The 12127-nt window shown below is 54.6% G+C and carries 10 protein-coding genes and 1 pseudogene; 7 read left to right on the top strand and 4 right to left on the bottom strand.

Translation table 11 applies throughout. The features are described from left to right. Nucleotides 1–221, top strand: a pseudogene (locus OGY17_RS01965) (IS110 family transposase); the annotation flags it as partial. A gap of 384 nt (nucleotides 222–605) precedes the next feature. Here the strand turns inward: OGY17_RS01965 and OGY17_RS01960 are convergent. Both OGY17_RS01960 and OGY17_RS01955 read right to left on the bottom strand, forming a co-directional pair. Continuing rightward, nucleotides 606–1469, bottom strand: coding sequence for a YjjW family glycine radical enzyme activase (locus OGY17_RS01960; RefSeq protein ID WP_103285794.1), 864 nt, complete (start codon nucleotides 1467–1469; stop codon nucleotides 606–608). Continuing rightward, nucleotides 1441–2991 carry a YjjI family glycine radical enzyme gene (locus OGY17_RS01955; protein WP_100271540.1) on the bottom strand — a complete coding sequence of 517 codons (1551 nt, stop codon included), beginning with the start codon at nucleotides 2989–2991 and terminating at the stop codon, nucleotides 1441–1443. Before OGY17_RS01955 ends, OGY17_RS01960 begins: the two co-directional genes overlap by 29 nt. Nucleotides 2992–3252: 261 nt before the next feature. Between OGY17_RS01955 and deoC the strand changes: the two genes are divergently transcribed. The 4 genes from deoC (at nucleotide 3253) to deoD (ending at nucleotide 7689) form a co-directional block, all read left to right on the top strand. Next, nucleotides 3253–4032, top strand: coding sequence for a deoxyribose-phosphate aldolase (deoC, locus tag OGY17_RS01950; RefSeq protein WP_286606303.1), 780 nt, complete (start codon nucleotides 3253–3255; stop codon nucleotides 4030–4032). Between the two features lie 135 nt (nucleotides 4033–4167). After that, on the top strand, nucleotides 4168–5490 hold the full coding sequence (gene deoA, locus OGY17_RS01945) for a thymidine phosphorylase (protein WP_016151609.1): 1323 nt from the start codon (nucleotides 4168–4170) through the stop codon (nucleotides 5488–5490). 51 nt (nucleotides 5491–5541) lie between these two features. Further along, complete coding sequence (gene deoB / locus OGY17_RS01940; RefSeq protein WP_003019037.1) at nucleotides 5542–6765, top strand: phosphopentomutase; 1224 nt, start codon at nucleotides 5542–5544, stop codon at nucleotides 6763–6765. 204 nt (nucleotides 6766–6969) lie between these two features. Then, on the top strand, nucleotides 6970–7689 hold the full coding sequence (gene deoD / locus OGY17_RS01935) for a purine-nucleoside phosphorylase (protein ID WP_000224864.1): 720 nt from the start codon (nucleotides 6970–6972) through the stop codon (nucleotides 7687–7689). Nucleotides 7690–7839: 150 nt separating this feature from the next. On the opposite strand, the gene lplA is transcribed toward deoD, so the two are convergent. Then, nucleotides 7840–8856, bottom strand: a complete 1017-nt coding sequence (lplA, locus tag OGY17_RS01930; protein ID WP_286606301.1) for a lipoate--protein ligase — start codon at nucleotides 8854–8856, stop codon at nucleotides 7840–7842. 37 nt (nucleotides 8857–8893) lie between these two features. Beyond that, nucleotides 8894–9535 carry a YtjB family periplasmic protein gene (locus tag OGY17_RS01925; protein ID WP_003829948.1) on the bottom strand — a complete coding sequence of 214 codons (642 nt, stop codon included), beginning with the start codon at nucleotides 9533–9535 and terminating at the stop codon, nucleotides 8894–8896. Between the two features lie 115 nt (nucleotides 9536–9650). Between OGY17_RS01925 and serB the strand changes: the two genes are divergently transcribed. Beyond that, nucleotides 9651–10619: a phosphoserine phosphatase gene (gene serB / locus OGY17_RS01920; protein WP_003829946.1), complete on the top strand. Its 969-nt coding sequence runs from the start codon at nucleotides 9651–9653 to the stop codon at nucleotides 10617–10619. 83 nt (nucleotides 10620–10702) lie between these two features. Further along, entirely contained in the window at nucleotides 10703–12085 is a 1383-nt protein-coding gene (radA, locus tag OGY17_RS01915; RefSeq protein ID WP_003829944.1) for a DNA repair protein RadA, read from the top strand. The last annotated feature ends 42 nt before the right edge of the window (nucleotides 12086–12127 follow it).

Genomic DNA, 12127 nt, shown 5'->3' with positions numbered 1-12127 from the left:
GCGGCCATGTATCCCTGCGCAGGGCTCTGTACATGCCAGCGATGGTGGCAATAAGTAAAACGGAATGGGGGCGGGCGTTCCGCGACCGTCTGGCAGGAAACGGTAAAAAAGGGAAAGTGATAATAGGCGCAATGATGCGCAAGCTGGCGCATGTGTCTTACGGTGTACTGAAATCAGGTGAGCCGTTCGATGCGTCGAGACATGGGGTGATAACAGCCTGAAGGGAAGATGAATCAGGAAAAAACAGCGCCTGACGGCGCTGTGACTGGTCGTGCCTGCTATCCGTAACCGCGGAACCTGAAAAGGCTTGCAGGCGATAACAGTATCTACAAAAGTGTGTGCTTCGTAGGCCTGATAAGCAAAGCGCATCAGGCATATTTTGCCGGATGGCGGCTGCGCCTTATCCGGCCTACAAAAGTATGCGCTCCGTAGGCCTGATAAGCGAAGCGCATCAGGCATAACTTCGCCGGATGGCGGCTGCGTCTTATCCGGCCTACAAAAGTAGGCGCTCCGTAGGCCTGATAAGCAAAGCGCATCAGGCATAACTTTGCCGGATGGCGGCTGTGTTTTTTCCGGCCTGCAAATGATGTAGCCGCATCCGGCAATCACAGGTACAGCGCCGGGAAGATCAAATTATCCACCCTGCGCTCGCGCAATCTTTGCGCCAGGTGTTCCACATCCTTCGGCGTGGCGCTCGGCCAGTCCTTCGCTTCGCCATACACCCCGTGCGCATGAAAGGCATTCAACCGTACCGGTACGTCGCCGGTGCGTTTGATAAACGCCGCCAGCGCATCGATATGCTGTAGATAATCTTCCTGACCAGGAATAACCAGCAGGCGGAGTTCCGCCAGTTTTCTCTGCCCGGACAAAAAGGTAATGCTTTGTTTAATCAGCGTGTTATCGCGGCCGGTAAGCTGCCGATGACACGTGCTGTCCCAGGCTTTTAAATCCAGCATTACGCCGTCGCACACCGGCAGCAGCTTCTGCCAGCCGGTTTCGCTCAGCATGCCGTTGCTGTCGACCATGCAGGTCAGGTGTTGCAACTGCGGATCGGTTTTTATCGCGGTAAATAGCGCCACAATAAAGGGGAGTTGAGTAGTCGCTTCACCGCCACTAACGGTTATCCCTTCGATAAACAGCACTGCCTTGCGAATATGTTGCAGCACTTCATCAACGCTCATACTCTGCGCCATCGGCGTGGCCTGCTGGGGGCACATATGCAGGCAGGTGTCACACTGCTGACACACATCGGACTGCCACCACACTTTCCCTGCGCTCAGGCTCAGCGCCTCATGCGGGCAATGCAGCACACACTCCCCGCAGTCGTTGCAGCGTCCCATCGTCCACGGATTGTGGCAATTTTTACAGCGCAGATTACATCCTTGCAGAAACAGAGCCAGGCGACTGCCCGGCCCGTCGACGCAGGAGAAAGGAATCAGCCTACTGACTAAAGCGCATCTGCTGTTCATGGCTAATCACGCGAGGTTGTCGTTCCAGAATGCGCGTATTGCGCGCGGCTTCTTCGCCAAGCCAGGTGGTGTTGGTTCGTGACCCTTCGGCGCGATACTTTTCCAGATCCGACAGGCGCACCATATACCCGGTGACACGGACCAGATCGTTGCCGCTCACGTTGGCGGTAAACTCGCGCATTCCGGCTTTAAACGCCCCGAGGCACAACTGCACCAGCGCCTGAGGATTACGCTTGATGGTTTCATCCAGCGTGAGAATGTCGCTGATCCCGGCGTGATAAAACGCGTGATGTGGCGCGACGGTTTGCAGATGGGTGATCGGGTCCGGCTCATCGCCGTAAGGCAGGCGTGCACCTGGCGTGGTGCCGATGTCAGAACTGATCCCCGACTGTGCATGCAGCATCGCGCGCTGCTTCCAGCCATATTTCACCGGGGTATTTTCGACAAACTCCGCCAGGTAGGCGCTAATACGATAGCCGAGCTGATTGGCGAACTCATCTTTCCCATAGCGCGCATTCTGTCCCGACTTATCGCACAGCAGGTTAACCGCCTCCGCCAGTCCATACATCCCGAACATAGGCACAAAACGTTCGGGATCAATCAACCCTTCCTGCACGAGGAAGCTATTCTCAAAGAAATGTGATTTCTCATAGAGGAATTCACATCGTGAATCAATGATGGCGATTTGCTGCTGGCAGTAGTGCGGTAGGGTGCGCGTAAAGAAGTCATCGACAGAGGTGCTGCGCTCTGCGATGGCTTTCAGATTAAGCCTGACCAGTGTGCTTCCACCCCCGGCGAGCGGCAAAGAGTTGTAACAACTGACGACGCCATACTGACCTTTTGTGAAAATTTTATCATTTTCAGGGCCGTTGGAAATATGCGGCTTACTGCACTCGCAGATATTTTGCGCCACGTTGAGCAGCAGATCGTCAGGTGTGATTTGCGGGTCATAAATGAATGTCAGATTAGGCGAAACCTGCTTTAACTCTGCGTCTGCGCGTAAAATTGCACGGGTGACTGGTGTATCGGCGGGGCCGATATTGGCATGCATAAACGCGTCTGGCAGGGTTCTGTCGAGATAACGCCAGAAACGTTTTATTCGAATATCGATCTCGTCTTGTGTTAGAATTCTAACATACGGTTGCAGCAGGGCATCGAGCTGACCGAGATAAACCGGCATCGACGTCACTGACGGAACATGGTGGTAAAGAATAGTGAGTAAGGATAACGCGTCATCAAGATCCCTGGCGCCTTCCAGCTCCAGCCACGATGAGCCATTGGCCAGAAAACGCGCGTAATCGGGTAAAACATAGCGCGGTTTGAACGGGGCATGACCTTCGTACATATCGCAGATTACCCCATCATCCAGCGCCTGACGTGCCTGTGCAGGCAGTTGCGGGTAAGGCAGCGCGTTTTCAGCTTCCAGCGCCAGAAAGTGGCGTTTCTGCTCAGGGCTGAGCACTGGGCTGGTCACGATTTGTTGGCAACGCTGTTGCAGCGCGAGTTCGCTTGAAGTGGGCATCGTTGATTCCTTTTTATCCCGAAGGTGTAACGCCATTGTAGAAAGCAACGCCGCCGCAACCTTTGATCCGGATGCGCCTGATGCCACCGCATCCCTTTAGAAAAGGTGATTTATTTGAAGTAGATCTCATTAGAGTAATGCAAATCTGTATGTGGTTTTCATTAACTGTGATGTATATCGAAGTGTAATAGCGAGCGGATGTTAGAATACTAACAAACTCGCAAGGTGAAATTTTATACGGCGATGCCGTTGGAGAATGTTATGACCGATTTAACAGCAAGCAGCCTGCGTGCACTGAAACTGATGGACTTGACTACCCTGAATGATGACGACACCAATGAAAAAGTGATCGCGCTGTGTCATCAGGCGAAGACCCCGGTTGGCAACACTGCCGCAATCTGTATCTATCCGCGTTTCATCCCTATTGCGCGTAAGACCCTGAAAGAGCAGGGCACGCCGGACATCCGCATTGCAACCGTAACCAACTTCCCGCATGGCAACGACGACATCGAGATTGCGCTGGCTGAAACCCGCGCGGCGATTGCTTACGGCGCAGATGAAGTTGACGTGGTGTTCCCGTACCGTGCGCTGATCGCCGGTAACGAGCAGATTGGTTTCGATCTGGTTAAAGCCTGCAAAGACGCGTGTGCGGCGGCAAACGTGCTGCTGAAAGTCATCATCGAAACCGGTGAGCTGGAAGAAGAAGCACTGATTCGCAAAGCGTCTGAAATCTCCATTAAAGCCGGTGCTGATTTCATCAAAACCTCTACCGGTAAAGTGCCGGTCAATGCGACGCCGGAAAGCGCACGCATCATGATGGAAGTGATCCGCGACATGGGTGTTTCTAAAACTGTAGGTTTCAAACCGGCTGGTGGCGTGCGCACTGCAGAAGATGCACAGCAGTTCCTGGCAATTGCCGATGAACTGTTTGGCGCTGATTGGGCTGATTCTCGTCACTACCGTTTTGGCGCATCCAGCCTGCTGGCGAGCCTGCTGAAAGCGCTGGGTCACGGCGACGGCAAGAGCGCAAGCAGCTACTAAGCCTTATATTGCCGGAGCTGTAGCGACGTAGGCCGGATAAGGCGTAGCCGCCATCCGGCATTAAGACGACTGCCGGGTGGCGCGTTGCTTACCCGGCCTACAACGGCCTTCTACTCTTTTCCCCTGGGGGTTACCGTGTTTCTCGCACAAGAAATTATTCGTAAAAAACGTGATGGTCATGCGCTGAGCGATGAAGAAATTCGTTTCTTTATCAATGGTATTCGCGACAACACCATCTCTGAAGGGCAAATCGCCGCCCTGGCGATGACCATTTTCTTCCACGATATGACAATGCCTGAGCGAGTTTCGCTGACCATGGCAATGCGTGATTCAGGAACCGTGCTGGACTGGAAAAGCCTGCAGCTGAACGGCCCGATTGTGGATAAACACTCTACCGGCGGTGTGGGTGACGTAACGTCACTGATGTTAGGCCCGATGGTCGCAGCGTGCGGCGGCTATATTCCGATGATCTCCGGGCGTGGTCTGGGGCATACCGGCGGTACACTCGATAAACTGGAAGCGATTCCTGGATTTGACATCTTCCCGGACGACGCGCGCTTCCGTGAAATTATTAAAGACGTGGGTGTGGCGATTATTGGGCAAACCAGCTCGCTCGCACCGGCGGATAAACGTTTTTATGCCACCCGCGATATTACCGCGACGGTGGATTCCATCCCGCTGATTACCGGTTCCATTCTGGCGAAAAAACTGGCGGAAGGGCTGGATGCGCTAGTGATGGATGTGAAAGTGGGCAGCGGCGCCTTTATGCCGACCTACGAGCTTTCTGAAGCTCTTGCTGAAGCGATTGTCGGTGTGGCAAACGGTGCGGGTGTACGTACCACCGCGCTGTTAACCGATATGAATCAGGTGCTGGCCTCCAGCGCAGGTAACGCGGTCGAAGTTCGCGAAGCGGTGCAGTTCCTGACCGGTGAATACCGCAATCCACGTCTGTTAGACGTCACCATGGCGCTGTGCGTTGAAATGCTGATCTCCGGCAATCTGGCGAAAGATGACGCCGAAGCCCGTGCGAAATTGCAGGCGGTGCTGGACAACGGTAAAGCGGCAGAGATTTTTGGTCGCATGGTTGCGGCGCAAAAAGGCCCGACCGATTTCGTCGAAAATTATGCGAAGTATCTGCCGACGGCAATGCTCAGCAAAGCGGTATATGCTGATACCGAAGGTTTTGTCAGCGCGATGGATACCCGTGCGCTGGGGATGGCGGTCGTTTCCATGGGCGGCGGTCGTCGTCAGGCTTCGGACACCATTGATTACAGCGTTGGCTTTAGCGATATGGCGCGTCTGGGCGACAGCGTAGACGGACAACGCCCGCTGGCGGTGATCCACGCGAAAGACGAAGCCAGCTGGCAGGAAGCGGCGAAAGCGGTCAAAGCGGCAATTAGCCTTGACGATAAAGCGCCAGAAATTACACCGACAGTCTATCGTCGTATTACCGAATAACTGTATACTGATCTGATCGCTTTTTTGCGGCGCAGATGTATGGAGAACAAGATGAAACGTGCATTTATTATGGTGCTGGACTCCTTTGGTATTGGTGCGACTGAAGATGCGGATCGCTTTGGCGACGTAGGTTCAGACACTATGGGACACATTGCAGAAGCCTGTGCGAAAGGTGAGGCTGACAATGGTCGCAAAGGTCCACTGAATCTGCCTAACCTGACCCGTCTGGGCCTGGTGAAAGCTCACGAAGGTTCTACCGGTAAAATTGCTGCTGGTATGGACGGTAACGCGGAAGTGATTGGTGCCTACGCATGGGCGCATGAACTTTCTTCCGGGAAAGACACGCCGTCTGGCCACTGGGAAATCGCGGGTGTCCCGGTTCTGTTTGATTGGGGTTATTTCTCCGATCATGAAAACAGCTTCCCGCAGGAACTGCTGGATAAACTGGTAAAACGTGCCAACCTGCCAGGCTACCTCGGCAACTGCCACTCTTCCGGTACCGTGATCCTGGATCAACTGGGTGAAGAGCATATGAAAACCGGCAAGCCGATTTTCTATACCTCCGCTGACTCCGTGTTCCAGATTGCCTGCCACGAAGAGACGTTTGGCCTGGATAAACTCTACGAGCTGTGTGAAATCGCACGTGAAGAGCTGACCGAAGGTGGTTACAACATCGGTCGTGTTATCGCACGTCCGTTCATCGGTGATAAAGCCGGTAACTTCCAGCGTACCGGTAACCGTCACGACCTGGCCGTTGAGCCGCCAGCACCGACCGTGCTGCAGAAACTGGTCGACGAAAAAGACGGTCACGTGGTTTCCGTCGGTAAAATCGCGGATATCTACGCTAACTGCGGCATCACCAAAAAAGTGAAAGCCACCGGTCTGGACGCGCTGTTCGACGCCACCATCAAAGAGATGAAAGAAGCAGGTGATAAGACCATCGTCTTCACCAACTTCGTTGATTTCGACTCTTCCTGGGGACATCGTCGCGATATCGCCGGTTATGCTGCGGGCCTGGAACTGTTCGACCGCCGTCTGCCTGAGCTGATGGAGCTGGTGGGTGAAGATGACATTCTGATCCTGACCGCTGACCACGGCTGCGACCCAAGCTGGACCGGCACTGACCACACCCGTGAACACATCCCGGTACTGGTCTACGGCCCGAAAGTGAAACCAGGTTCTTTAGGTCACCGTGAAACCTTCGCGGATATCGGTCAGACGCTGGCGAGCTACTTTGGTACGTCACCGATGGACTACGGTAAAAACATGCTGTAATACCCGTTGTCTTTCGCGCTGTAGATGCGTTGACTTCATTCGCTCACCCCGGTCACATAGTAAATCTATGCTCCCGGGGATTCATGAATTCGTCGCCCTCCTATAACGCGAAATCCTTAGGGTATTTCACTGTTTTGCATACGTTTTGTAGGCCTGATAAGGCGTAGCCGCCATCAGGCAATAACAACGAAATAAGGACAAAAAATGGCAACTCCACATATTAATGCAGAAATGGGTGATTTCGCTGACGTCGTATTGATGCCGGGCGACCCGCTGCGTGCAAAGCATATTGCTGAAACTTTCCTCGAAGATGTTCGTGAAGTGAACAACGTTCGCGGCATGTTAGGTTTCACCGGTACTTACAAAGGCCGTAAGATCTCCGTTATGGGTCACGGTATGGGTATCCCGTCCTGCTCCATCTACACCAAAGAGCTGATCACCGATTTCGGCGTGAAGAAAATCATTCGCGTAGGCTCCTGCGGCGCTGTGCGTATGGACGTTAAACTGCGTGACGTGGTTATCGGTATGGGTGCTTGCACCGACTCCAAAGTTAACCGTATCCGTTTTAAAGATCATGACTTCGCTGCTATCGCTGACTTTGACATGGTGCGTAACGCGGTTGATGCGGCAAAAGCACTGGGTGTAGACGCGCGCGTGGGCAACCTGTTCTCTGCTGACCTGTTCTACTCTCCGGACGGTGAAATGTTCGACGTGATGGAAAAATACGGCGTGCTGGGCGTGGAAATGGAAGCGGCGGGCATCTACGGTGTTGCTGCGGAATTTGGTGCAAAAGCGCTGACCATCTGCACCGTTTCCGACCATATCCGTACTCACGAGCAGACCACTGCCGCTGAACGTCAGACGACCTTCAACGACATGATCAAAATCGCGCTGGAATCCGTTCTGCTGGGCGATAAAGAGTAAGGGTTGTTATGGCCCGGTGGCGCTGCGCTGGCCGGGCCTATGGGAATGCCGCTATTAATGCCTGATGGCGCTTCGCTTATCAGGCGTGCAGGAGCGGTCTTGTAGGCCGGATAAGGCGCAGCCGCCATCCGGCAATTCGCCACTAATCGCTTAACGCACGGCCTTCGCCACCCACGCCGCCAGTTCACGCAGCTCGTTTTCCTGATCCGGATATTCCGTAACCAGCGCTTCGCAAGTCTGCTGTAAAACATCGGCGCGATACTGGCAGCCCTGTAGCCGCTCCGCCAGCGCTTCTAACGGCGCGGGATTGAGACTGTCGGTAAACACCTGTGTGCGCGTGATATGACCTTTTTCGACGTCGAAATGCAGCTCAACGCCACCCCAGGTGAAACGCTCGTCCAGCAGATGCGAGAAAGCAGGTGCCTGACCAAAATTCCATTCCCAACTGCTCTGGCGGGCAAAGGTTTCGGCAAAATTTGGCAGGTCCGGCGTTTTATCTGGTGAGATCACTTCCGCTTCAACGCGTTCGCCATAATGAGCAAAAAAGGCTTCCGTGATGGCCTGACAGACCTGTTCATGGGTGATGCCCGGTAACAGCTCCGTCAAATTCGCCACCCGTGAGCGGACAGAGGTGATCCCCTTTGACGCGAGTTTCTTTTTGTCGGGATTGAGATAATTTGCCAGGCGGCTGAGATCGGCATTTAGCAGCAGCGTGCCGTGGTGGAAGCCGCGATCTTTCGTTTCCCGATAAGCAGAGCCTGAAACCTTGCGATCGCCGTCTGGCGTTTTCACAACCAGATCGTTACGCCCGGAGGCGTCCGCCGTCACACCCAGAGAATTCAATGCGTTGAGGACAATCGCGGTGGAAATGGTTTTGTCGTACTCCGGTTTACCGGCCATAAAGGTAAAGCAGGTATTACCTAAGTCATGGAATACCGCGCCGCCGCCGCTGCTACGGCGGGCGAGCCGCACGTTGTCTTCCTCCATACGGCGGGTATTACACTCTTTCCACGGGTTTTGCGCCCGGCCAATCACCACCGTATCGGCGTTACGCCACAAGAACAGGACGCGCTGCGTGGCGGGCATCTGGCGAAAAATGCACTCTTCGACCGCGAGGTTAAACCACGGATCGTAAGAGTCTGAGATAAGCAGGCGTAGTGTAGTCATGGTTGATTTCCCTTCTGTTTTACAGTTTTTACTGCTTTTACTCTTTTTTCTCGTTGTCTTCTTCCTGCACCGGTTTGTTGGCGGTCAACAGGAAAGGGGATTGCTGCCAGCGGGTACGCTTGCCTTGCAATAAGGTACGGGTGAGCACGACGCCAATCGCCAGCGCCAGCAGCAGCATCAGGCGTAAGATATTGGTGGTGTTATCTACCTGCTTCGCCTCGGTGGCGAGGGTGTGGGTATCCAGCGTCAGACGCAAATAGCCCAGCGGACCATTTTTCCCCTGAATGGGTTCGACAATCTGCTGGTTAAAATAACCCCCGGCTTTTTTGCCGTCGAGCGCCAGTCGGTCACGAACGTTGACGCTCTCGCCGGTACGCGTAATCAGGTCTCCCTGTTCATCGTACACGCCAGCGTCCAGAATACGGCTACTTTCCGTCAGCTGTGTGAGTACCGCTTTGATGCGTTTTTCATCCGGCGTTTCGGTACGCATTAGCGGAGCAACATTTAGCGCCACCTGGCGGGCCAGCGTACGGGCCAGCTCTTCGAGCTGCGGATTACGCTGCTGCTGGTGACTTTGACTAAACCAGGATGCGCCCTGCATCAGGGCGACGAGCAGAGCAAGACAGAACAATACAATCACTGCACGATGAAGTCGGAATTTCAGTTTTGCGCGAGCCATATTCCACCTGCTGAAAATTTGAGACTTAATGTTGCCAGAAGCGCTGGTTACAGGGTAGCCTCATGCGTTATTTTCCCCTGATGATTCCGACCCGAACGATTTTACAGGAGCTTTAATGCCTAACATAACCTGGTGCGATCTACCTGAAGATGTTTCTCTGTGGCCAGGTCTGCCTCTCTCTTTAAGTGGCGATGAAGTCATGCCGCTGGACTACCACGCGGGCCGCAGTGGCTGGCTGCTGTACGGTCGTGGGCTGGATAAACAACGTTTAACGCAATACCAGAGCAAACTGGGTGCAGCGATGGTGATTGTTGCTGCCTGGTGCGTCGAGGATTATCAGGTGATTCGCCTGGCGGGTTCGTTAACGCCGCGCGCGGCAAAACTGGCGCATGATGCCAAACTGGATGTTGCCCCGTTAGGCAAAATTCCGCATCTGCGCACACCGGGTTTACTGGTGATGGACATGGACTCAACGGCAATCCAGATCGAATGCATTGATGAAATTGCTAAACTGGCTGGAACCGGTGAGATGGTTGCGGAAGTCACGGAACGCGCAATGCGCGGCGAACTGGACTTTACCGCCAGCCTGCGTAGTCGCGTGGCGACGCTGAAGGGCGCTGATGCCAATATTCTGCACCAGGTGCGCGAAACGCTACCGCTGATGCCAGGCCTGACACAGCTGGTGTTAAAACTGGAAACGCTCGGCTGGAAAGTGGCTATTGCCTCTGGCGGCTTTACCTTCTTTGCCGATTACCTGCGTAATAAACTGCGTCTGACGGCGGCTGTAGCAAACGAGCTGGAGATCATGGACGGTAAATTTACCGGCAACGTGATCGGCGATATCGTCGATGCCCAGTACAAAGCCAATACCCTGACCCGCCTGGCACAAGAATATGAGATCCCGATGGCGCAGACGGTGGCGATCGGCGACGGTGCTAACGATCTGCCGATGATCAAAACGGCTGGGCTGGGTATTGCGTATCATGCTAAACCGAAAGTGAATGAAAAGACGGAGATTACTATCCGCCACGCTGACCTGATGGGCGTGTTCTGCATTCTCTCCGGCAGCATGAACCAGAAATGATTAAATTGCCCGATGGCAAGGTGTCCGTAGGCCGGATAAGCGCCTGCGCCATCCGGCAAAAGCGTTAACGAAAGAGGTAAAACGTGGCCAAAGCTCCAAAACGCGCCTTTGTTTGTAATGAATGCGGGGCCGATTACCCGCGCTGGCAGGGGCAATGCAGCGCCTGTCAGGCCTGGAATACCATTACCGAGGTGCGCCTTGCCGCATCGCCAACGGTGGCGCGTAACGAGCGGCTCAGTGGCTATGCCGGGAATGCGGGCGTGGCAAAAGTGCAGAAGCTGTCTGACATCAGCCTTGAAGAACTACCGCGTTTTTCCACTGGATTTAAAGAGTTTGACCGCGTGCTGGGCGGCGGTGTGGTACCCGGCAGCGCTATTCTGATTGGCGGTAACCCCGGCGCGGGGAAATCAACGCTGCTGCTGCAAACGCTGTGCAAGCTCGCTGAGCAGATGAAAACTCTGTACGTCACCGGTGAAGAGTCACTGCAGCAAGTGGCGATGCGCGCGCACCGGCTTGGCTTGCCGACCGCGAATCTGAATATGCTGTCGGAAACCAGTATTGAACAAATTTGCCTGATTGCCGAAGAAGAACAGCCGAAGCTGATGGTGATCGACTCCATTCAGGTAATGCACATGGCGGATATTCAGTCTTCGCCGGGCAGCGTGGCGCAGGTGCGTGAAACGGCGGCTTACCTGACGCGCTTTGCCAAAACGCGCGGCGTGGCGATTGTCATGGTCGGCCACGTCACCAAAGACGGCTCGCTGGCCGGGCCGAAGGTGCTCGAACACTGTATTGACTGTTCGGTACTGCTCGATGGTGACGCCGATTCCCGTTTCCGTACTCTGCGTAGCCATAAAAACCGCTTTGGCGCGGTGAATGAGCTGGGCGTCTTTGCCATGACCGAACAGGGCCTGCGTGAAGTCAGCAACCCTTCCGCTATCTTCTTAAGCCGTGGCGATGAGGTCACCTCCGGCAGTTCGGTGATGGTGGTCTGGGAAGGTACGCGCCCGCTGCTGGTAGAGATTCAGGCGCTGGTCGATCACTCAATGATGGCGAACCCGCGTCGCGTGGCGGTCGGTCTGGAACAGAACCGTCTGGCGATTCTGCTGGCGGTGCTGCATCGTCACGGTGGCTTGCAGATGGCGGATCAGGACGTGTTTGTTAACGTAGTCGGCGGCGTAAAAGTCACCGAAACCAGCGCCGACCTGGCGTTGCTGCTGGCAATGGTCTCCAGCCTGCGTGACAGACCGCTGCCACAGGATTTAGTGGTCTTTGGCGAAGTGGGGTTGGCGGGCGAAATCCGTCCGGTACCCAGCGGGCAGGAGCGTATTTCGGAAGCGGCGAAGCACGGCTTTCGCCGGGCGATTGTCCCTGCAGCTAACGTACCGAAAAAAGTACCGGAAGGCATGCAGGTCTTTGGCGTTAAGAAGCTTGCGGATGCGTTAAGCGTGTTTGACGACCTATAATCAAATACCCGTACATACTGATTTTGTAGGCCTGATAAGCGA

Origin of the sequence: Citrobacter sp. Cpo126, from assembly GCF_030332445.1 — a bacterium.
Lineage (GTDB): Bacteria > Pseudomonadota > Gammaproteobacteria > Enterobacterales > Enterobacteriaceae > Citrobacter > Citrobacter portucalensis.
Note: the sequence above shows the minus strand (reverse complement) of the source record. Positions and strands in the feature narration are given on the sequence as shown.

Coding starts and splice junctions, on each gene's coding strand:
- deoC (WP_286606303.1), top strand. CDS start 3,253: ATGACCGATTTAACAGCAAGCAGCCTGCGTGCACTGAAACTGATGGAC.
- OGY17_RS01960 (WP_103285794.1), bottom strand. CDS start 1,469: ATGAACAGCAGATGCGCTTTAGTCAGTAGGCTGATTCCTTTCTCCTGC.
- deoB (WP_003019037.1), top strand. CDS start 5,542: ATGAAACGTGCATTTATTATGGTGCTGGACTCCTTTGGTATTGGTGCG.
- lplA (WP_286606301.1), bottom strand. CDS start 8,856: ATGACTACACTACGCCTGCTTATCTCAGACTCTTACGATCCGTGGTTT.
- serB (WP_003829946.1), top strand. CDS start 9,651: ATGCCTAACATAACCTGGTGCGATCTACCTGAAGATGTTTCTCTGTGG.
- OGY17_RS01955 (WP_100271540.1), bottom strand. CDS start 2,991: ATGCCCACTTCAAGCGAACTCGCGCTGCAACAGCGTTGCCAACAAATC.
- deoD (WP_000224864.1), top strand. CDS start 6,970: ATGGCAACTCCACATATTAATGCAGAAATGGGTGATTTCGCTGACGTC.
- OGY17_RS01925 (WP_003829948.1), bottom strand. CDS start 9,535: ATGGCTCGCGCAAAACTGAAATTCCGACTTCATCGTGCAGTGATTGTA.